Source organism: Paenibacillus macerans (assembly GCF_900454495.1).
Classification (GTDB): domain Bacteria; phylum Bacillota; class Bacilli; order Paenibacillales; family Paenibacillaceae; genus Fontibacillus; species Fontibacillus macerans.
The window spans coordinates 1,541,544-1,562,032 of record NZ_UGSI01000001.1; the positions used below are offsets into that span (position 1 = coordinate 1,541,544).

19 protein-coding genes and 2 pseudogenes are annotated in these 20,489 nt (G+C 50.2%); 8 read left to right on the forward strand and 13 right to left on the reverse strand.

Features of this window, described 5'->3' with window-relative positions:
- Nucleotides 1-2: 2 nt before the first annotated feature.
- From DYE26_RS07060 to DYE26_RS07105, 10 genes are all read right to left on the reverse strand, one after another.
- Nucleotides 3-1,565 (reverse strand): response regulator, encoded by a 1,563-nt coding sequence (locus tag DYE26_RS07060; RefSeq protein ID WP_036623198.1) that lies wholly within the window; start codon nt 1,563-1,565, stop codon nt 3-5.
- A 93-nt stretch (nt 1,566-1,658) separates the two neighbouring features.
- Nucleotides 1,659-2,492, reverse strand: coding sequence for a carbohydrate ABC transporter permease (locus tag DYE26_RS07065; protein WP_036623199.1), 834 nt, complete (start codon nt 2,490-2,492; stop codon nt 1,659-1,661).
- Complete coding sequence (locus DYE26_RS07070; RefSeq protein ID WP_082207780.1) at nt 2,489-3,442, reverse strand: carbohydrate ABC transporter permease; 954 nt, start codon at nt 3,440-3,442, stop codon at nt 2,489-2,491. The genes DYE26_RS07065 and DYE26_RS07070 overlap by 4 nt, the downstream gene beginning before the upstream one ends.
- A gap of 89 nt (nt 3,443-3,531) precedes the next feature.
- Complete coding sequence (locus DYE26_RS07075; RefSeq protein ID WP_240534136.1) at nt 3,532-5,046, reverse strand: ABC transporter substrate-binding protein; 1,515 nt, start codon at nt 5,044-5,046, stop codon at nt 3,532-3,534.
- A 525-nt stretch (nt 5,047-5,571) separates the two neighbouring features.
- A complete protein-coding gene (locus tag DYE26_RS07080) occupies nt 5,572-6,210 on the reverse strand; it encodes an ABC-2 transporter permease (protein ID WP_036623201.1) in 639 nt (212 codons plus the stop codon).
- Nucleotides 6,207-7,070: an ABC transporter ATP-binding protein gene (locus DYE26_RS07085; RefSeq protein WP_036623202.1), complete on the reverse strand. Its 864-nt coding sequence runs from the start codon at nt 7,068-7,070 to the stop codon at nt 6,207-6,209. The genes DYE26_RS07080 and DYE26_RS07085 overlap by 4 nt, the downstream gene beginning before the upstream one ends.
- A gap of 3 nt (nt 7,071-7,073) precedes the next feature.
- Nucleotides 7,074-7,448 (reverse strand): GntR family transcriptional regulator, encoded by a 375-nt coding sequence (locus DYE26_RS07090; protein ID WP_036628206.1) that lies wholly within the window; start codon nt 7,446-7,448, stop codon nt 7,074-7,076.
- Nucleotides 7,449-7,611: 163 nt separating this feature from the next.
- Entirely contained in the window at nt 7,612-8,598 is a 987-nt protein-coding gene (locus DYE26_RS07095; protein WP_082207781.1) for an ABC transporter ATP-binding protein/permease, read from the reverse strand.
- Between the two features lie 16 nt (nt 8,599-8,614).
- On the reverse strand, nt 8,615-9,223 hold the full coding sequence (locus DYE26_RS07100; RefSeq protein WP_124332176.1) for a TetR/AcrR family transcriptional regulator: 609 nt from the start codon (nt 9,221-9,223) through the stop codon (nt 8,615-8,617).
- 198 nt (nt 9,224-9,421) lie between these two features.
- The gene (locus DYE26_RS07105; RefSeq protein ID WP_036628209.1) at nt 9,422-10,648 is read right to left on the reverse strand and encodes an MFS transporter; all 1,227 of its coding nucleotides are present in this window, start codon (nt 10,646-10,648) and stop codon (nt 9,422-9,424) included.
- A 251-nt stretch (nt 10,649-10,899) separates the two neighbouring features.
- On the opposite strand from DYE26_RS07105, the gene DYE26_RS07110 reads away from it, so the two are divergent.
- The 7 genes and pseudogenes from DYE26_RS07110 (at nt 10,900) to DYE26_RS07135 (ending at nt 17,438) form a co-directional block, all read left to right on the forward strand.
- Nucleotides 10,900-11,949, forward strand: coding sequence for a purine/pyrimidine permease (locus tag DYE26_RS07110; protein WP_051985458.1), 1,050 nt, complete (start codon nt 10,900-10,902; stop codon nt 11,947-11,949).
- The gene (locus DYE26_RS34500) at nt 11,898-12,218 is read left to right on the forward strand and encodes a purine/pyrimidine permease (RefSeq protein ID WP_255310155.1); all 321 of its coding nucleotides are present in this window, start codon (nt 11,898-11,900) and stop codon (nt 12,216-12,218) included. Before DYE26_RS07110 ends, DYE26_RS34500 begins: the two co-directional genes overlap by 52 nt.
- A 63-nt stretch (nt 12,219-12,281) precedes the next feature.
- On the forward strand, nt 12,282-12,878 hold the full coding sequence (locus DYE26_RS07115; RefSeq protein ID WP_051985460.1) for a TetR/AcrR family transcriptional regulator: 597 nt from the start codon (nt 12,282-12,284) through the stop codon (nt 12,876-12,878).
- 63 nt (nt 12,879-12,941) lie between these two features.
- Nucleotides 12,942-13,355, forward strand: a complete 414-nt coding sequence (locus DYE26_RS07120; protein WP_036623205.1) for a GMC oxidoreductase — start codon at nt 12,942-12,944, stop codon at nt 13,353-13,355.
- 386 nt (nt 13,356-13,741) lie between these two features.
- A pseudogene (locus DYE26_RS07125) lies at nt 13,742-15,147 on the forward strand (spore germination protein).
- Entirely contained in the window at nt 15,144-16,313 is a 1,170-nt protein-coding gene (locus DYE26_RS07130; protein WP_082207782.1) for a Ger(x)C family spore germination protein, read from the forward strand. Before DYE26_RS07125 ends, DYE26_RS07130 begins: the two are co-directional and overlap by 4 nt.
- A gap of 27 nt (nt 16,314-16,340) precedes the next feature.
- A complete protein-coding gene (locus DYE26_RS07135) occupies nt 16,341-17,438 on the forward strand; it encodes a GerAB/ArcD/ProY family transporter (RefSeq protein WP_036623208.1) in 1,098 nt (365 codons plus the stop codon).
- Nucleotides 17,439-17,466: 28 nt separating this feature from the next.
- On the opposite strand, the gene DYE26_RS07140 is transcribed toward DYE26_RS07135, so the two are convergent.
- Together DYE26_RS07140 and DYE26_RS34795 are read right to left on the reverse strand one after the other, a co-directional pair.
- A complete protein-coding gene (locus DYE26_RS07140; protein ID WP_036623209.1) occupies nt 17,467-17,925 on the reverse strand; it encodes a DinB family protein in 459 nt (152 codons plus the stop codon).
- Nucleotides 17,926-18,093: 168 nt separating this feature from the next.
- A pseudogene (locus DYE26_RS34795) lies at nt 18,094-18,252 on the reverse strand (IS4 family transposase); the annotation flags it as partial.
- 502 nt (nt 18,253-18,754) lie between these two features.
- On the opposite strand from DYE26_RS34795, the gene DYE26_RS07145 reads away from it, so the two are divergent.
- Nucleotides 18,755-19,609 (forward strand): aminoglycoside 6-adenylyltransferase, encoded by an 855-nt coding sequence (locus DYE26_RS07145; protein WP_036623211.1) that lies wholly within the window; start codon nt 18,755-18,757, stop codon nt 19,607-19,609.
- 100 nt (nt 19,610-19,709) lie between these two features.
- On the opposite strand, the gene DYE26_RS07150 is transcribed toward DYE26_RS07145, so the two are convergent.
- Entirely contained in the window at nt 19,710-20,489 is a 780-nt protein-coding gene (locus DYE26_RS07150; RefSeq protein WP_036623213.1) for a class B sortase, read from the reverse strand.

Here is a 20,489-nt window from a genome sequence, read left to right on the forward strand (position 1 = left end):
GGTTACCCCCGCTTTTGGCGCAGGATGCGGATCGTCTTGCGGTACTCCTCCGGAGTCATCCCGAACTCTTTTTTAAACACTCGGTTGAAATACTTTACGTCCTGGTAACCCACCGCTTCGGCGATTTTGTAGACGCGTAAAGTTTCATGTTCCAACATGGCTTTGGCTTTGGATAAGCGGACTTGGTTCAGGTATACCGTGAAATTGATTTTCAGCTTGTTTTTGAAATATTGGCTAAAATAACCAGCGCTGAGTCCAAACTTCTGCGCCGTGGATTCGAGCGAAATGTCGGACCGGTAGTGTTCGTCGATGTAGGCCAGGCAGCGCTGAACGAGCTGATGGCGGTGATTTTCCTTCCATTCCTTGATCGTGCGGACAGCGCGAACCACCACTTCAAGCGCGCCGCCTTCCAATTGGGAATAGACGGCCGTATGCTCGGTCAAAACCTCGATCTCCCGCAAAAAATCGTCATGCAAGCTGCCTTCTCTGAGCAGGTCGTGATCTTCGATCATTTTGACGAGCAGCAGCTTGCATTTATCCCGCAAACGATGCGGCAGCGGGTAAGGAGGGGAGCGCCACTCGCGGAACATGCCGGCCAGCGCGGCTGTCACGGCCTGTTCGTCTCCGCTCCGCAGCGCCTCCTTCAGCGCGGTTTCCGCGGCGGAAGCCAGCGCCGGAATGCGTTCCCGGTCCAGCCTGCTGGCCCCGATCGCAAACACGGCTCGATCTTCCTCATAGAAATACTCCTGCCTGGCGAACCGCGCTTCGCGGACGCTGATGTGGGCTTCCTCCAGGAGACTATCCCTGCGGCTGCCGATCCCGGCCGATAGATGCCCCGCCCCGAACCGCAGCTCCGGTTCCTCAAAGACCTGCCCGGCCGCCTGCGGATCAACGCCATCGCCGAGCACGCAGATCAGTTCCTCGTCGTCATGTCCATTGACGAAGCAAAAGCAGCCGCCGTACCTGCGAAGCAAGGTTTGTACCCGCGACGCCTCTTCCGGCCCAAAGGAAGAATTCCGCTTTACGCTTACGGCTGCGCCTGCACCGGCAATTGGCAAGATCACCTTAAGCTCCCCCAGCCGATCGCCGCTTAGGGTGCCGTCGATCCACGATTGCAGCAGCTTGCCGCTGTACGCCGGCTCCATGCGGTCAATCCTGGCCGCCAGCTCCTGCTGCCTTAAACGGTCGCGCCGCTCCCGCTCGCTGATCTGCTCCGCCCGCGCAAACACCTCCTGCAGCTTGGCGGCATCAACCGGTTTCAGCAGATAGCCGAACGCTCCAAACGTAATCGCCTGCTGAGCATATTCGAAAAAATCGTACCCGCTCAGCACAACCACCTTTGTCCGGTTTGCCGGGTCTAGCTTTTCCATAAATTCCAGCCCGGTCATTTGCGGCATCCGGATATCCGTAAAGATGAGATCAAACACTCTCCTTTCACACAGACGCAAAGCCTCCTCGCCGCTGCGCGCGGAACTGACGGCGTCGCCCGGCCTCAGCTTGCCCAGCAGTTTGGTGAACCCGATCACATGGCCCGGCTCGTCGTCGACCAACAGAAAATGCAGCATCTTCCTCCCTCCTTATGCCTCATTCCAATAGAATAATTTGGTATGAAAGGGACTATTTCCTGCATCTTGCTCCAAAAAATCCCGCCAATCCTTTCAGCCTTTTACACCGCTCATCGCGATTCCCTCCACAAAATATCGCTGACCGACGAGAAACACCGCGAGCGAAGGCAATACGATGATGGCGGTCGCGGCCATCATCAGATGCCATTGCGCCGAATACGTGCCCTGAAACAAAGTGAGTCCCAGCATCAGCGTATAATTTTTTTCCGAGGAAATGAACACCATCGGAGCCAGATAATCGTTCCAGTTGGCCAGAAAAGTCAGCATGCCGACGACGATGAGCGACTGCTTGCCGAGCGGCATAATCACGTTCCAGTAAATCCGGAAATGTCCGGCCCCGTCCATTTTGGCCGCTTCGTCCATTTCCCGCGGGATCGTCAGAAAAAACTGGCGCAGCAGAAAGATGTTGAACACCCCTCCGCCGAACCAGGCCGGCGCAATCAGGGGAACGAGCGTATCGGTCAAATGGAGGGTTTTCCAGCCGAGAAAATGCGGAATCATCACGACGAAAAAAGGCATCATCAACCCTGTAAGAATAAAGCCGAATATTTTGTCTCTGCCTGGCCACGTAATCCGCGAAAAACTGTACGCGCACACCGAACTCGAAAGGACGACGCCGGCGATGGAAAGCGCCGTGACGACTGTACTGTTCCAGAAATAGCGGCCAAAAGGGTTGCTCGAAAGCGCTTTGGCGAAGTTGTCGAACCTTAGAGAGTCCGGCACGATGTCCGGCGGAATGGCAAACAGGCCGTCCATGCCCACGAACGCCGTTCGCAGCATCCAGTAGAAAGGAAAAACGAACACGAGCCCGCCCGCCGACAATACGGCATAAAGGCTCAAGCGGACGGCGATTTTGCGTATTTTCATCTCCCGCTTTCCCGCCCTTCGTAATAAACCAGCGAATTCGAAAATTTGAACAGGACGAACGTGCACAGCAGAACGACGAGGAACAATAAGGTTGCTACAGCGCTGGCCGTGCCGAACTTCGTAAACTGAAACCCTTCCTTGAACAAGTAATAAACGATCAGGTAACTGGCGTTGTCCGGTCCGCCCTGCGTCATGACCGCGGGTTGCACGAAGGTCTGAAACGCATTGATGAACCCGATGACCGTGTTGAAAAAAATGATCGAAGAGCTCATCGGCAGCGTAATGTACCAAATTTTGTGCATGGTGTTGCCGCCGTCCACCTCGACTGCCTCGTACAGCTGCGCCGGAATATTCTGCAACCCGGCCAGGAAGATCACCATCGTGTTCCCCGTCAACCACAGGCTGAAGAGGATCAAAGTCGGAATGACGGTGGTGTCCGAGGAGAGCCAGGAAAACTTGGGCAAATGGAATAAACCAAGCCCATAATTGACGATTCCGAAATCCGGCTGCAGCATCCACAGCCAGATGATCGACGACGCGGCCAGCGGGATCACGACCGGCAGGTAAAACAAACCGCGGAAAAACGCCCTTCCTTTGATTTTACCGTTAAGCAACAGCGCCAGGAGAAAGGAAAACGCGATGCCCAGCGGAACGCTGACGAACACGTAATACAGCGTGCTGACCGCGGCGTCGTAAAAAAGCGGTTCCTTGCCGCTGAATAGCCGCGCGAAATTCTCCAAACCCACGAACTTGGGGCTCCCGACCATGCTGTACTCGGTAAACCCTAGCAAAAATGTGAATATAAGCGGACCCAGCACAAATATCAGGTAGCCAAGCAGCACTGGAGAAGCAAACAGCAAGCCGTATTTCAGTTCCTTTCTCCTTCGCCTCCGGGCGCCTTGCAAGGGATCGAACGCCGCTTGACGTGATGTTTCAGCGACAGATCTCATAAGCCTCTCCTCCCGGCTTGCCGAGCGCGCGCGGCTCTGATACGGACCAAACGTACCCGACGCGCGCCTCCCCTATGCCGCCGGTTTCTCTATTTGCCGTAACGGCCCTGGATTTCCGGCTGGACCTTGGAAGCGACCTCTTTCATGGCTTCTTCGGCCGATTGTTTGCCGAGCCACACGGGGTCCAGCGCGGAAAACGCCAAGGAGCTGACCTTGCCGAAGTTTTTCACGTAATATACCGGCGATGGCGTGCTGTTGTTCAGCAGGTTGGTCAGGAAAGCATCCTTGAAGCCTGACGGGTGCGACGGATTGTTTTCCGCCCACTGGGCGACAAGCTCGGGATCGGTGTACCATTTCTTGAGCGTCGGCATCCACAGGCCGTCCCGATATAGGTTTAACGCGCCGGAAGGGTCGGCGAGGAATTTGGTGAGCAGCCACGTTTCTTCCGGATGTTTCGTCGATTTGAACATGGCGCTGACGCCGCTGATGCCCATGGCAACGCTGCGCTTCATCTTCGGAAGGACGCCGATATCGTAATTGACCTCGGCCGCCCCGAGATCGAGATTGATCCATTGCCCGTGCATACTCATCGCCACCAGCTTGGATTGCAAAGCGACCGCCTGCGACGGGATCGACTTGGCCTGCACCGGGTTGGGCGCGACATGGTGAACGTTGATCAGGTCGGCCAACCGCTGGATCGCTTCCACCGCTTCCGGCTGATCGAGAGCGAACTTCGTCCCGTCCTCCGAAACGAGGTCGCCTTCGTTGTTGACGATGTGCGCCATCACCGGACCGTACCAGCTCTCGAACGAAACGCCGAATTGCTTGATATTGTCCTTATCGAAGCCCGGATCCGCGGCGTTTTTACCGTTTTTGTCGATCGTCAGCTGCTTGGCGGCTTCCACGAACTGGTCCCACGTCCAGGCGTCCTCCGCTTTGGCTGGAGGCATTTCCACGCCGGCCTCCTCGAACAAGTCCTTATTGTAAAACAGCGCGAACGTTTCGCCCGCCGTGCTGATGCCCCAAGTGTAATTCGGATCGTCGCCGTTGAACCAGATATAGTCGAGGAAGTCCTCTTTTTTCAGCTCCGTATCCTTGGCGAACATCTCGTTGAAGTTGATGAATTTCCCTTCCTTTTGCCAGGCCTCTCCCAGCTCCCCATGCACATAACCGGCATCCGGCGTTTCGCCCGCCGCAACCATCGCGGTAAGCTTGGTATCGTAATCGCTTTCAGGAATATGCACGGCGTTGACGGTAATCCAGGGATATTTCTCGGTGAACTTTTTCGTCGCCTCCTCCAGGGCCTTCTTCTCCTGCGGGCTTCCCCAGAACGTGTACTTCAGCGTTACGGGTTCCTTGTCTGTACCTTCGTTCGCCGGGCCGGCCGTTTCCGCCGCGGATTCGCTCCCGTTTGACGGATTGGCGGTATTGGGGGAAACGCCTTGATTGCCGTTAATGCTGCTGCTGTTAACGCTATTGCCGCCTCCGCAGCCCGCAAGCGCCACTGCCGCAACAAAGATCAGTACGCCAAGCAACATCGGCAGTTTTCGGATGTTTGCCATTTCCTTATCCCTTCCTCCCTGCATCTTGTGCAATTCGTTCATCCTGCTCATCCTCTTCATCCTCTTCACGCTGAGTGGATACCTTAGGAGCAAGTTGGTTTCATTATAATGTTAACGCTGCCATTGTAAAATTATAGATTTTTCAGATAAGTGGACATTTTTTAGTTATACGCTTTGCCGGAAGCGAAAAAAGAAAAAACCGCCAGAGATATGAGCCCTGCGGTCCTTTGAGAATTCTTTACAACTAAACTTAAAAAACGGCGTATGACAAAGTAATCGGGCTAGAATCGGGTGTACATCAACACCAAAAGCTCAAGTGGAAATATAAGAGCAAAAAACGGCGTTATTTCTGCGATATCCGTCAGCTTGGGAGATATAGAGACAATTTATGTCGCTATTTTCCTACGCTGCGAGGAAAGGCTGCCCATTCTGGACCGTTTATAGAAAAATAAGTACAAAAATTGCCGCTAATGAGCTGACATAGACTATAAATCCGGATTATAAGTACGTAAATTGCCGTTATTTTGAAGGCCGAGATTGTTCGTTCCGTTTTAGGTCGGGCAAAGCTTAAAGCTCATTTTTAGAAAAGATCTTAATCGACATAGCTATAGAAATACCTAAAATCATAACAACAAGAGTAATTAATATCAGGTATTTCATGCCCTCCGGCAGGTTTGAAAAAATGGTGAGATCCATTCCCGAAACTATGTTATAAATCAGAGGTGTTCCAAATGAAGCCGCAAAAAGTATAATCATAAAAGCATATTTGGTTTTTTCCACTCCGAATTTAAATTGAAAAGGAGTATATATTCCGTATATGACAACGTGTATTAATAAAGTCATCAAAATCGCAAAAGGAGTGATTGAGGGAATCGATGGCATCATCAAGGTGGTCAAACCATATACAACGCAACAACAAACAAAAACCAGCAGAAAGTGGATATACTTAGCCACAACAATATCGCTGCGCGAAAAAGGAGCGGCACACAGCAAAGCATTAACCTTTGGATATTTCAGCTCTATCATTGCGACATACTGCCCTAATATTAACTCAGCAAAAATGACCGTAAGCATAAAAGAGCCGACACCCAAGATTTCTGGACTGCGACTTGCAATAAATAGAGGTAGCCCGATAACCATTGCCATAATAATGAGAAAGAAATTTTTGGATAATAGAAAATCTTTCTTAACCAACTGCGGAATCATCCTTTTAGCCCCCTTTCAATATAAGCCAACATAATGTTCTCAATAGTGGGCCGTTCAATCACAATATCAGACATCATTTGTTGAACATCCGGCAAATGCTTTGTGATGCCGGTAAAACTATAATTTGTAGCTTGAAGATTCAGAAACAGAGATCTATTTTTGCTGTTTAACGCATTAATATCGCCCTTTACGACATGATGGCCCTCAAGCAAGGTGTCTTTTTCTTGCTCAAAAATGATTTTCCCTTGATCGATCAGGATGAGCATATCGGCAACCTTATCTAAATCAGAGGTAATATGCGTTGAAAAAAAGACTCCTTTGCCCTCCTGTTTCATGTAATCCTTGATTATTGCTAAAAGTTGACTCCTTATCAAAGGATCAAGACCGCTTGTTGGCTCATCCATTATAAGCAAATCAGCTTCGTGGGAAAGGGCTAGAGCCAAAGCGTATTTCATGCGCATACCTTTTGACAGCGTCGCAATCTTTTGCCGGGAATTCAAAGAGAAGCTCTCCATGTATTCCTTAAAGGTTTTATCATTCCATTTGGAATAAGCTGGAGCGATAACGCTTTTCATTTCAGCCATTGTCAAATCATCATAGAAACTGCCTCCATCCAACACAACGCCAATACGATTTTTTAGCTCCCTTTCATGTTTATCCAATTCTTTCCCAAATACTTTTACTGTTCCAGAGCGTCTTTGTACAAGGCCCAGGATGGTTTTAATTGTAGTAGTTTTCCCAGCTCCATTAATACCGATAAACCCGGTGATACACCCCTCCGGCAAAGAGAAACTCACATTTTCTAAAGAAAAATCCCGATATGACTTACAAAGTCCTGAAACTTCCAAAATGTTATTCATCGTCTAAATCTCCTCGTACAATATTTCCATCATTGCGTTTAGTTCTTCTTTGCTAATATTAAGCATTTTTGCCGTCTGTATCATATCCTGCATCTTTTGTTCAACAAGGCGTCGCTTGGAATCTCGAAGAATTTCCAAATTTTGGGCCGAAACAAATGTACCAATTCCAACTTGACTTACAACAAAACCTTCTTTTTCCATTTCGTCATATACCCGTCTAATAGTTAGTACGCTAACCTTTAAGTCATTTGCAAAGCTACGAATGGAGGGAAGCAAGTCACCTTCAACCAACTCGCCCTGAAAAATCGCATCTTTTATTTGGTCTTTAATTTGCTGATATAGCGGAACGTCTGATGTATTAGATATGAGGATTTTCATCTTATCAGCCATCTTTCCTTTAGTGTGTATTACTACAATACACATTAAACACTTAATGCACTATCCTGTCAATATAAGATCGCTCATGCCGAAAGTGGATATATATAAGATTAAGGCCGCAATCCCATTTGGTTGCGGCCTCAACAGCAAAAGCACAACTCTTCTATTCCGTTCCCGCTTTCAAGGCTTCGCTCATCGAAACGGCATGGACTTTTTTTCTGCAAAGCAGCTTCGACAGCTCATTGGAGAACATGACAATGACGAATCCAACCCCGATGTAAAGCGGGTCAATGATCACCGGCATGGCAAAAGGAGCGCTGTTTTCAATGGCTTTCATCCAGTCTCCCATAGCGGCAAAACTGAGCAATATGCCCAGGATATATCCAGCCGCGACGACTACCGTGGAACTGTTAAGGACCAGGGAATTGACTTCCTTTTTCCGGTATCCGAAGTCCTTCATGAGCGAAATCGTACTCTTGTTTTCCTCAATGATCATGGAGGTTACGACATAAATGATCATCATTCCGATGAGAAACGCCACCTCCGCAACGAATACGACCATGGATGCCAGAGGCGAAATGGTGGTCCCGTAGGTTTGGTTTACCTGCTGCAGAAGCTGCAAGATGCTGCGGGACGTATCGAAATCCAGCGCACCGGTCGGCTCGTCGCACAGCAGCAGCTGCGGATTTTTGACGATCGCCCTGGCAATGGAAACCCTTTGTTGCTCGCCGCCGGAGAGCTCCCTGGGGAAGCGGTGTTTTTTATCCTTTATTCTCACCGCCGCTAAAACCTCGTCCGTATTCAGAGGGAATTTGCTGATATTGGAAACCACTTCAATGTTTTCGGCAACGGTAAGATTGGGCACCAGGTTGTAAAACTGGAAAACGAAACCGATATTTTCGCGCCTATAATCGGTCAGCTTGTCGGCATTCAACCGGCTGATCTCGGTCCCGCCGACGATCACCCTGCCGCTGTCGCCGCGATCGATCCCGCCGAGGATATTCATCAGCGTGGATTTTCCTGAGCCCGAAGGTCCAAGGATCACGCCGATCTCTCCTTTTTCCAGCTGCATCCCGATTCCTTTTAAAACTTCGGTTTTGACCACGTCCGTTGTATAGCTTTTCTTTAGGTTGGCGACATCAATAAACATAACGGGGCCCCTCCTTTTACCGGTATAAGGCTGTCCGCAGAATTTGCAGATACTCCTCGAGCCCTTTGACCAGTTCATCAGAATGTGCTTTGTAGGCGGCGATATCATCGCCATACCGGAATTGACTGTCGAGCAGACCGTTTATCGTCCATATCATGATGTTTTTCGCCTTTTCCTCATCGATGCCTTCCTTAAACAACGTTCTGTCATTATGGGATCTTTGGCAGACTTGCTGTATCGCAAGCAAGGGAGAATTCAACAAATCGCCGGGCAGCCCCTCCGGAAATACTTCTTTCATGGCGGCATAAGCTTTTGTCAGAACGCCGATTTCAAGCGGGTATTGGGAAGACAGTTCAACCTTCAGCTTTGATACTCTTCTGATATTTTCAAGAAAGTCGCAGCTTTCTGAAATAACCTTTTCATATTCGGCAATAATCAGGTCCGAAGCATATTTAATGAGAAACAGAAAAAAACCTCTTTTGGACCCAAAGTAATGAAACAACAGGCCCTTGGATATCCCCGCCTCCTTCACGATGACATCGGTGCTCGCCGCCGTATAACCTTTGGAAAACTCCTTTAGTGCCGCATCGATGATACGCTCGCGTCTTTCTTCTTCCATCGTCATAAACTTATGTTCCTTAACGTCGTATTCTTTGACAAACTCGGAATCATCCGTTCTTCTAGCCAGCTTCTTCACCTCATTCAGAAGTTTGATTGACTTGAAGTCAATATATTGGCGAATACAAATTTGCTCCAAAAAAAGATGGTGCAGCCTCACAGCCACACCATTTCCCGTATATGAGTATTTCCTTATATAGTTCAACTATGCCGAGGATTCCTTTAACGAAGGTTTGCCCGCTTCAAGCAATACCCGGTTTCGGCCCAAAAACACCGAGAGAATCAGCATCAGCAAACCGGTACCGATCAGCAGCCACTCGATTTGAATGACGTCGGCGATCGGGCCGAAAATCAGCATGCCGACCGGCATCATCGAAGTCGATATCATACCGATCACGCCAAATACGCGGCCCAAGAAGTTCTCATCCACTTTTTCCTGGATCAGCACGTTGGTCGGGGTGTTGAAAATCGGCATCGCCACGCCGAAAACGGCCATAAACAACAAATAGATCCCAAAGAACGGAACGACGCCGAGCAAAAACGTACAGGCGCCCATCAAAAGACTCGCGGCGGCCATCGTGTGAATTTTGTTGCGAAATCCGCCCCATGCGGCGATCAGTCCTCCCCCGGCCATCATGCCGACGGAGAAGGCGATTTCAATCGCCGTGAGCCGCCATACCTCATCCCCGAAGGTACGCGTTACCTGGAGCGGCGTCAAAAAGGCGGCAGGGGCCATCATCACCATAAATATGGCAAAATACACAAAAAACGTCTTCAGAAAAGCATGGTTTTTGATGTAATTCAAACCTTGCTTCATATCGCTGAAATACCCTGTCGTTTGTCCGCCGGCGGCTTTTTGGTGAACCGGAATTTGGAAAAACAGCAGCAGCGTTAAAATAGCGATGGCGGCGGTCACGACGTCGATGAAAAAGATCATCTCGATGGACGCTACGGTTAACAGCGCGGCGCTTACGATCGGAGATACGAACATAATCACCGCCTGCAAGCTTCCGTTGGTCCCGTTGACCTTCGTCAGCTTATCGCTCGGCACGATCTGCGGCAAAATCGCGCTCACCGCCGGGGTTTGAACCCCGGTCCCCAACGCGCGCACCGCGGAGATCACAAACAGGAGCCAGGTCGCGTCGTAGCCCAGCAAAAACAGCAGCGCGAGTACCAGCGTTACCGTCGCGATCATTCCGTCCGCCAGCATAATAAGCAGCTTCCGGTTGTAACGGTCGGCCCATACGCCGGCAACCGGGGATAAAATAAATGTCGGAATAAAGCCGCAGAGGATGTAGAGCGTCATCATCATTCCGGACTTCGTATTCAGCGTAATATACCACATGATGGCATACTGGACCAAAGATGAACCAAACAGTGAGATCGTCTGGCTGCTTAAAAAGAGAATAATGTTTCTTTTCCAATGATTCATTGGCGGATTGTTGCTTGACCTGTCTACGCGGCTCACGGTCATCCCCTCTCTGTGCTTCGATATTTTTTATATAACCATAAGTATATCATTGGATCTTGATAAATATTTCTTCCCAATTGCTCACCCTTTGGCTCAGCAGAAATATTATTTCCTTACTTGCTTGAAATTCTTCTTGTCAATCCCACGATATTCGATTATATTTAGAAACGATACGTTTCGTTTTATAATAAGCAGAAGGAGGAGCGTAATTAATGAATCAGCGAGTTTTCAAAACCGGGATATTTTCGGTTCAGTGGTTCGTATTTTTGGTGGCCAATTCCTTGATTCTTCCGATTGTTGTGGGGCAAATCTTTCATCTGTCCTCCAGCGAAATCATCGGTTTGATTCAGCGCATGTTTTTCGTGGTCGGCATTTCCTCGCTAATCACCGGCTGGTTTGGGCACCGCCTGCCGATTGCGGACGGTCCGGCCGGCATTTGGGTCGGGATTTTCGTACTGATGGGGCAATTGGCCGCCTCGCAAGGCAGCGATCCCAAGCATATGCTGCAGCTTCTGGAAGGCGGCATGCTCATCACGGGGCTTGCCGTCGTTCTGATCAGCCTACTCGGCTGGGTGCGGATCATGCTGCGCGTATTCACCCCGCTGGTTACCGGCGTATATTTAATCATGCTGACACTGCAGCTCAGCGGGACGATGCTAAAGGGGATGGTCGGGCTAAACGGCGCTTCCGCTTCCGTTTCCGTCGACCCAACGAGCATCATTCTTTCCTTCGCCGTATTCTTGCTCGTGCTGGCATTGTCGATTTGGGGCAAAAGCTGGATGCGAAGCTATGCGGTCCTCTTTGGCGTCATCGCCGGATGGGCCGCATACGCTTGCGTGTCTGGGGTTGGAACGATATCTAAATCTGCTTCATTGTTCCGGGCCCCGGAGTTGTTTGCTTGGGGAATGCCGGCCATGAACAGCGGCATGTTGGTCACTTCCATCATCGTGGCCTTTATCCTGATCTCCAGCGTAATCGCAAGCAGGTCGGCGATGGAGCTCGTTGCGGACCAGACGCAGCCGGAAAGCCGGGAAAAATCGTTGAACCATGGGGGCATCGCCGCTGGATTGTCGAACGTGTTCTGCTCCTTGTTCGCGGCTATCGGCGTCGTTCCGTTAACGATTTCAGCGGGTTTCGTCCGGCTCACCGGCCAAAGAAACTACTCATTCTCGTCTCGTTCGTACCGGGCATATATTCCGTCCTCTCCCTGCTGCCCGCGCAGGTGGCGAATGCGGCCATGCTCGCTTCTTTTGCCCAAATGATCGGCATCGGCATGCGTTCCATTTTGAAAGAAGCTTTGGACGAACGACGGCTGACGATTTTGGGACTGGCGCTTTCGTTTGGAACCGGCGTCATGTTTCTGCCTCAGGATTTGTTTAACACCCTGCCGGCCCTGTTTCAGTATCTGCTTGGAAACGGCGTAATGGTGGGAATGATCGTGGCGCTCGCGCTTGAGCAGGCGTGGAGGGAGAAGAAGCCGGAGCGGGAGCCGGGATCCCGGGCGGCGTCAGGCGGTGCCGCATCGGTGTAAATCACTGCGGCGGTATGATATGATTAGGCCAAAGATATACCAACGGTTACAGGAGATGAAAAAATGACCGCCAGAACCAACGTGTCCGCGGGCCGGCCGCGCAGCGAAGCATCCAGAAACGCCATATTGCAAGCAACGCTCGAGTTGCTGGAACAGTCCGGATATCCTTCTCTAACCATCGACGGCGTCGCCGCCCACGCCGGTGTGAGCAAAGCGACGATCTACCGGTGGTGGCGCGACAAAAAGATGCTTGTGCTGGAAGCGTTCCTGACCCTGTTATCCCCCCGGATCGACTTTGACGAAACCGCCTCGGTACGGGACAATTTCATCCGCCAGTTAAAAGCGATGTCTGACCTGTTCGCCCAGCCGCTCGGGCGCTCCATGCTGTCCGTCATAGCCGGCGGCGAAGCGGATTCGGAGGTGGTGCGGGCATTTCATACCTCCTATCTCCTCCCCAAGCGGAACGAGGCGAAACGGTTTATCGAAGCCGGAATCGAACGCGGCGAGCTTCTGCCCGGCCTTGATCCGGAGATTACGCTGGATTTGATCTTCGCTCCCGTATACCATCGCTTTATCGTCCATAAGCAAACACCTGATGAGACTTATATTGAAGGACTGGTTGACACCATCCTGAAACCTCTGGCTTCAAACCATACCTAAAACAAGAAAGCAGCAGCCAGGGAACCCCCTAACTGCTGCTTTTCTTCTTCTAGGGCGTAATATTTGACTTATTTGCTGCTGACGGATGACGAAACGCTTTACCGCAATCGGGTCGAAGTAGATCCGCTGTTAAAGGACGAGAACGGGCCAATCCCGGTCGTGCATTACACCCCGAGCGCAAAAACGCTGCAAAGGCGCGATCGGCTGGCCAGATACGCCTGCGAATCCTTGAAAGCGGCCGGTGCCAAAAAAATCATCCGCTCCGATACTCCTTTCGCTTTTCAGCTTCATTTGGAAAGCACCATGCGCATGGGTTTCGTCGTAGACACGAACTGCGAAGCTTATCAGGTCAAACGGCTATATATCGCCAACAATAGCGTTCACTTCAACGGAATCGGAGGTCCGAATCCGACGCTGACGACCCAGGCGCTGGCCACCCGGACGGCCGAAAAACTTGCGGCTAAATATTTCGCTTAGCCCGGCGGCAGGGTCACGGAAAAATACAGGGCAACGCCCGATAATGCGACTATGGCCAAAAAAACGATCGCCTTGCCAAAGCTCTTCATCTCCTTTTTTCCCCGCCTCTTTTCCAAAATCTTATGGTTGAAGTATGCATGCCTCATAGGAAATTTATTCAAACTTCGCCGGCCGAGCCTTTCTGGCACCGCCCTTTGCTTTGTTCCCGAATAAACTGGAAGATGCAGGATACCCTATTAAGCATGAACCTATTGGAGTGAAGCTTGTTGAAAAACACACGTCTATCGAAACGCCTGACAAAAAAGCTGGCAGGGATCGACCCGACTCCCGACACGCCGTTATCTGACAGTCTCGACCTCAACGAAGCGGCAATCAGACAGGCTTTTATGCATTGCGCCGATCTGGTCACGCGGAAATTTTATATTGTTCATTCACTTCCCTGCTTGGCGGTGTATCTCGAGGTGTTGGTCGATCATACGCTTTGGGACGAAGGATTGTTAACGCCGTTAATGAAGCTGGATCCCAAAGAAGCTGAGTCCCCGGAGCAGTTGATTGAACGCTTGAAGCATCATCTGCCATCGATTGTCTCAATGGAAACGGTATCAAATCTGAAGGAAGCTGGCGGGCGCATCGTCAATGGCGAGGTCGTCTTATTTTTCGAGTCTTCCAGGCAGGCATTATCCATCAAGATCAGGAACAAACTGCAGCGCCAGCTGGAAGAGCCCAGCACCGAATCGGTGATTCGCGGCCCGCGGCTCGGCTTTATCGAGAGAATCGATGTCAACATGGCTCTACTTCGCCATATTATCCGGACGCCGCAGCTTAAGATGGAGAATATTACCTTAGGAACGACGTCACAAACCGAGGTGGCAATCGTCTACATCGACGGCCTGGCAGCCCAAAACATAGTAGAAGAGGTCCGGCGGAGGCTGAACAAAATCGATATGAACAGCGTACTGACCTCCGGGTATATTGAAGAGTTGATCAGCGATCATCCCCGGTCTCCGTTTCCGTTGCTTCAGTCGACCCAGCGGCCCGATGCCGTGTCGGCCTCGCTGATCGAAGGCAAAGTAGCCGTGCTTGTAAACGGCTCGCCCTTTGCGCTGATCCTGCCCGTGACGTTCTGGTTCGCATTCCAGACGGTCGAGGATTACTACATCAATTTCCTGTTCGCTTCCATGCTGCGTATGTTGAGGTATTTGTTCGCTTTCCTGGCTCTTGCCTTGCCTTCCATCTTCGTAGCGGTCACAACTTATCATCCGAAATGATCCCGTCGTCGTTGACGATGACCCTTGCGGCATCGCGGGAAGTTGTTCCGTTCCCGGCGCTTATGGAGTCGCTCATGATGGAGGTCACGTTCGAGGCGCTTCGCGAGGGCGGCGTCCGCTTGCCGCGTCCCGTCGGGCAGACCATCAGCATCGTAGGCGCGCTGGTTATCGGACAAGCGGCCGTTCAGGCCGGCATTATATCGGCGCCCCTCGTTATTGTGGTGTCGTTGACGGGGATCGCCTCGTTTCTGATTCCCAATCCGAATTTGAGCCAGGCGGTCAGCCTTTTGCGCTTTCCGCTGCTGATTTGCGCCGGGACATTCGGGCTTTACGGATTCGGGGCCGGTTTGATCGCCATTCTGATTCACTTAACCAATCTGCGGTCCTTCGGCGTCCCTTACCTGTCACCTGTAGCTCCGTTTCATTTGGAAGGGTTACTCGACGTTTTCTTTAGAGCTCCTTGGCAGGTACTTAATAAACGGCAGCGCCGCGTCGGGCAGGAATTGGAGCTGAAGAAGAAATGAATTTTCGCCGAATCGCCTTCACGTTCACAGCTTTATGGTGTTGTCTCGCCATGCTTACGGGATGCTGGGACCGCAAGGAGATGGACGAGCTTGCTTTTGTCACGGCTTCCGGTCTCGATCTGTCCGAAAGCGGGGAAATGGTTACTTCCTTGCAAGTCGCCTTGCCGATCGGACTTCCGACTCCCGTGCAATCCAAAGGAAAAAAGTCGTTTGTAGTTCTTACGAAAGAAGGAAAGAACGGCATCGATACCCTGAACAAGGAGCAGCAGCAATTGTCGCGGAGCATCGATCTGGGACACCGGAGAGTGATCGTCATCGGCGAAAGTCTCGGCAGACACGGATTGAACCAGGTGTTGGATACGCTATTGCGCTCCCCGGAAAGCAGGTATAACAGCTATATCGTAACCGCTTATGAAACGACGGCCAAAGAGGTCCTCAGCACCCCTTACCTGCTCGAGGAAATTCCCGCCGTCGGCATAAACAACATTATGCAGAGCGATTTCACCCTGGCCGTCAGAACCGACGAGTTTTTGGATGCGCTCGCCACCTATGGGAAGTCTCCGGTAACCGCGGGCATCCGGGTTACAAAAGATGGGACCGGAAATCCGACCTTCACACTGGACACAATTGCGGCTTACCGTGATAACAAGCTGGTCGGATTTCTTTCCGGAGACGAGCAGAAAGCGTTTCGCCTGTTTCGGGAAAATATCCAGGCATTGAGCTGGGTGGTACAGTTCGATACCCCGAAACCCGAATATAAAGGAACCGTTAGTCTAAGCATCTTGAAAGTGAAGACGAATATTCACACCCGAATGATTGAGGAGAAGCCCGAAATCACCGTTCATCTTACGGTAACGGGCAGAATCAGCGCCAACGACACGGAGCTCGACATGGCCAAGTCGGAGGTACACGATCGCCTGGAACGGACATTTGAAGACGAACTGAAAAAAGCGATGGAAAACGCCGTCTCGATCTCTCAACAGAAATTCAAATCGGATATATTCGGATTCGGCAGGCAGGTCCATATCGACCACCCTTATGCCTGGAAGAATCTTAAGGAGCAATGGGATGCGATGTACCCGACGATTCCGGTCGAAGTGAATATCGATGTCCGAATCGAGCGATTCGGAAGAACACAGGCTGCCGGACATCTTATTAAAGAATGATCAACAAAAGAATTGAGGATGGTTGGCATGAAGGTAACCGGCATGCAGGTTTTCTGGATGATCACTTTGATGGCTATGGGAATGACCTTAATCATGACGTTAACCCCAAGCGTAAGCGCGGCCAGGCAGGATATATGGATGTCCATTATCGTTGCCGGCTGCATTGCATTTCTGGTTACCTTGATAACCACACGAACGACACTGCTGCACCCGGACCAGAACTTAATTCAATTATCCCAGACCCTCTTGGGGAAATGGCTGGGCAAAGCGGTTATACTGGTTTACTTCATTCAATGGTACACCATCCTCCCAATCGTTTTGCGGCAATTTAACGACGTCATCCATGTCATGATGCTGCCGCTGACGCCGAGTTGGGCGATTATGTTGATTATGATTGCCCTGATCGTCTATGCGACTTATTCGGGGGGAATTGAAACGATCGCCCGCTGCAGCGAGATTCTCGGCCCCATCGTCATCATCATGGTGTTTCTTACCTTGCTCGCCAGCATCAACAACGTGAACCTGAATTCCCTGCTTCCCGTGTACGCGGACAGCGGCATCGCGGCGATACTCAAAGGTTCGCTTGCCCCCGCCTCCTATCTTGGACACTCCGTAGAGTATCTTCTGCTTGCCTGCTTTTTGACCACCCCGCGCAAAGGGGGGCGGTACGCCTTCGCAGCGGTGATTGTGGCCGTGTTTGTCGTCCTGATCGCCATGACGATAGCTACGACGACAATCGGGGTGACGCTAACCTCCAAAATGTGGTATCCTTTTTTTGAAATGTCCCGGAAAATATCGATATTCGGATTTATCGAAAACCTTGATCCGCTGCCGATTATCGTTTGGTTCGCCAGCGTGTTCATCAAACTGGCGATATATTTGTTCATAACCAGCTACGGGACGGCGCAATTTCTGAATATTGAAAATTGGCGATTCATGATCTGGTTCATCGCGCCGGTCATCCTTCTTTTCGCCTTGATTCCGCAGAACGTAGCCGAAGCGGTCAACCATTACTTGCTCAATTATTGGATTCCCGTCGCGCTTCCCGTCAACATGGTAGGCCTTCCCCTGCTGCTGTTGACCGTGGGAAAGATCAAACAATGCGTGAGCCGGTCGAAAAAATAACTCCCGTATAAACAGGGGGCGGGATCGTCTAATCCAAGGAGTCCTTGATCTGTTTCATATGATGCTGATCATGAGAAATAAAAAATTCTCTGATATAGGACTCCAACGTGAACCCGCGCTTGCCCGGATAAACCATCGTAAATTTACGATCCTCCAGCCTGCTCAGATGATCGATCATAAGCTCACGGTTTCGTATCGTTTCTTCCATCGCCGCCTTTTTGGTCATCCCTTTTCCGTAAAGTACGGATAGCTCGTTGTATCCTAAATAATCCGGGTGCTCGGTTAATTCCGGGAACTCGCTTTCGGCCAGCGCCTGAAAAGTAACCCGATTGAAGTATTCGTCCCATTTCATGATGTGGACGATAATATCGTGGATGCTCCATTTCCCCTCACCGATTGGTGAAAACCAAACTTCATCATTCAAACTGTCCAATGACCTGACAAATGTTAAAAACTCATCCAGTTCGGAAGTTAACAGCTGTTTCATATTATTTCCTCCAACACCATGGTTTGAGAAAATCATATCACAAAATACAGGAATGTACGTTCGTATTTGTGTCGAAATTTAACAGCATAGTAGAGTCTCGCTACCCGGAAACAATGAGGACAGTTAACCGGGCAAGGGCGTGTGATAGAATATAACGTAGTGATCAACTCAACTTTCGCAACACGGATTTGGCAAATAAGCGTTGATGTAACTGGGCGAAGCAGCTATCCAGACCTGAGTGTTGACATTGGATCAAAGGAGAAAGCTCCTCCCGGTTTTCGAGGCGACTTCGTGGATCATATCCAGTAGTTGTAATAAAGCGATCGCCCCACCTGAGCGTAACTGCTTCATACTCCAGCTTTCTTGGCCCATTGTTAAATGGAATAGTTGCAAAATGTACAATTACTTATCCGCAAATGCTGCCACAGCGCTTGATTAAGTGTAAAACCTGCAATTGCTCCGCTATCTTTCGTAGAAAAGGCAAAGAGACGAGGAGATAGTTGTATGAAATGCAATTAAACGAATGTTTGGGCCAATGGATATAAAGTTAGCTGTATGATTTGCAATTAATGGTCAGAGCTAAGCCCGGTCAAGCACACTTTTGCCCGCCATCCGACCAGGCGGTATAAATAGGCAGCATCAGCGGTTAAACCTTTTGGTTCCGCGAAAGTTGAGTAATTAAGATAAAGGGAGGCAGCAACTTATGAAAAAGCAGTTGGATAAATTGTAACGTTTTTTCAGGAGAGCGCTTTATTTCTATCGAATCCGCGGCCCGCCCTCCTTCTTAATTAACAACATCCAAATAAAAAAACGGGAGGCTGGGTCCAGGATGAGAGGCGAACAAGAAATGATGCAAATGATTTTGGACTACGCAAAAAATGATAACCGGGTCCGCGCGGTTGGGATGAACGGATCGCGAACGAATCCGAACGCGCCGAAAGACAGATTTCAGGATTACGATATTGTGTTTTTGGTTACGGACATGAATTCTTTTATCGCGGATAAACATTGGGTGGACTGCTTCGGAAGCCGGATCATCATGCAAACGCCGGAAGACATGAAGCTGCTTCCGCCTGAATTGGATGGGAACTACTCTTATCTTATGCTGTTCTCGGATGGCAACCGGATCGATCTTACCCTTTGTCCTGTCGAGAAAAAAGCAAATTGGATCAACGGCGACAAACTATCCATTGTCCTGCTGGATAAGGATTGCGCTCTACCCCATCTCCCGGAACCAACCGATCAAGATTACTGGGTGAAGCGTCCGTCAGCCGCACTTTACGCAGATTGCTGCAACGAATTTTGGTGGGTTTCCACCTATGTGGCCAAAGGCTTGTGGAGACGAGAAATGACTTACGCAATGGACCACTTGAACATGTGTGTAAGACCTATGCTGATCAAAATGCTGGAGTGGAAAGTTGGTTTGGACACCGGTTTCTCTCTTAGCACGGGAAAAAACGGCAAGTATTTGGAAAACTACCTGCCGAAGCAGAGCTGGCTGGCATTGATGTCCACTTATCCGCAGGGAACATATGAAGCAGTGTGGAACGCCTTGTTCACCGCATTGGATTTATTTCGCGGCACGGCGAAAGAGGTTGCGGAACAGTTGAATTACGAGTATCCGCTTGATGATGACAGAAACGTCACTGCATACTTGAAGCGGGTGCAACAGATGGAAACGTGACGTAGCATAATGTAGCGCAATAAACAAACGCCAATCTAACATTGATTCAAAAAACAACCGCCGTCAGCAGTATAGCCGACAGCGGTTGTTGTATATATCGTCATTTACGCTTTCGGGCGACCACCGCCAACCGGCCGTTGTCGGTCGAGTACTCGCACGTCGACAGTACAATAAGCTTGTCGCCATAGCGGGCTGTCACGCCGGTGTCGTAAAGAGCGAGTTTTTTGATGTTCTGTACATACGAATCGAACTCGGCGGGCGTACTTACGTTGTCAATCCGGTAGTACTTAAAAACGTCGTCCGATTTGCGATAAACTTTTGACAGAATTACAGCAATAATCTCATACTCTTCCTTTTCGTAAAGCGTATTGAACTGGAACGTTGCATGCTCCTTATAAAAGCTTTCTTTCTTGTACTTCACCAAGTCTTTAAACATCCATCCGCTTTTCATGTGATGTCCGTGAATCAGCAAAATGCCCGAACCGTTGATCCGGCTGTGAGCGTCCAAAAATGGGAGGCCGCCTTTGTTTTTCTTTTTATCGAAATCATGATTGAGATAGAACTGCGCATCTTGTGGATTCTGCATGACCGGGTACTCAATTCGGGTGCCGTCGATCTTCAGCCATCCGACGATGTCCGGGTTCCTCTCGTAAAGCTCGCGAAATTCGGGAAGCATGACCGGCTTGCCCGCCTTCATGATCAAAGAGGAGGGGAGTGCCTCCCCTCCGTCTTTGCCCGACTTTTCTCCCCAAACTTTTGACAACTCTACAATTTTCTTCCGTTCAGCGTAATCCTGCAGGAAAGTTCTCGCCATTTCGAAGAGAGAAAATACCAACAGAAGAAAGGAAACGGCGATAAGAATTTTTTTGGTTTTACTCAT

Excerpts from the sequence above, each read along its gene's own strand:
- DYE26_RS07060 (WP_036623198.1), bottom strand. The coding sequence starts at position 1,565 with ATGCTGCATTTTCTGTTGGTCGACGACGAGCCGGGCCATGTGATCGGG.
- DYE26_RS07065 (WP_036623199.1), bottom strand. The coding sequence starts at position 2,492 with ATGAAAATACGCAAAATCGCCGTCCGCTTGAGCCTTTATGCCGTATTG.
- DYE26_RS07070 (WP_082207780.1), bottom strand. The coding sequence starts at position 3,442 with ATGAGATCTGTCGCTGAAACATCACGTCAAGCGGCGTTCGATCCCTTG.
- DYE26_RS07075 (WP_240534136.1), bottom strand. The coding sequence starts at position 5,046 with ATGAACGAATTGCACAAGATGCAGGGAGGAAGGGATAAGGAAATGGCA.
- DYE26_RS07080 (WP_036623201.1), bottom strand. The coding sequence starts at position 6,210 with ATGATTCCGCAGTTGGTTAAGAAAGATTTTCTATTATCCAAAAATTTC.
- DYE26_RS07085 (WP_036623202.1), bottom strand. The coding sequence starts at position 7,070 with ATGAATAACATTTTGGAAGTTTCAGGACTTTGTAAGTCATATCGGGAT.
- DYE26_RS07090 (WP_036628206.1), bottom strand. The coding sequence starts at position 7,448 with ATGAAAATCCTCATATCTAATACATCAGACGTTCCGCTATATCAGCAA.
- DYE26_RS07095 (WP_082207781.1), bottom strand. The coding sequence starts at position 8,598 with ATGTTTATTGATGTCGCCAACCTAAAGAAAAGCTATACAACGGACGTG.
- DYE26_RS07100 (WP_124332176.1), bottom strand. The coding sequence starts at position 9,223 with ATGACGATGGAAGAAGAAAGACGCGAGCGTATCATCGATGCGGCACTA.
- DYE26_RS07105 (WP_036628209.1), bottom strand. The coding sequence starts at position 10,648 with ATGAATCATTGGAAAAGAAACATTATTCTCTTTTTAAGCAGCCAGACG.
- DYE26_RS07110 (WP_051985458.1), top strand. The coding sequence starts at position 10,900 with ATGAATCAGCGAGTTTTCAAAACCGGGATATTTTCGGTTCAGTGGTTC.
- DYE26_RS07115 (WP_051985460.1), top strand. The coding sequence starts at position 12,282 with ATGACCGCCAGAACCAACGTGTCCGCGGGCCGGCCGCGCAGCGAAGCA.
- DYE26_RS07130 (WP_082207782.1), top strand. The coding sequence starts at position 15,144 with ATGAATTTTCGCCGAATCGCCTTCACGTTCACAGCTTTATGGTGTTGT.
- DYE26_RS07135 (WP_036623208.1), top strand. The coding sequence starts at position 16,341 with ATGAAGGTAACCGGCATGCAGGTTTTCTGGATGATCACTTTGATGGCT.
- DYE26_RS07140 (WP_036623209.1), bottom strand. The coding sequence starts at position 17,925 with ATGAAACAGCTGTTAACTTCCGAACTGGATGAGTTTTTAACATTTGTC.
- DYE26_RS07145 (WP_036623211.1), top strand. The coding sequence starts at position 18,755 with ATGAGAGGCGAACAAGAAATGATGCAAATGATTTTGGACTACGCAAAA.
- DYE26_RS07150 (WP_036623213.1), bottom strand. The coding sequence starts at position 20,489 with ATGAGTAAAACCAAAAAAATTCTTATCGCCGTTTCCTTTCTTCTGTTG.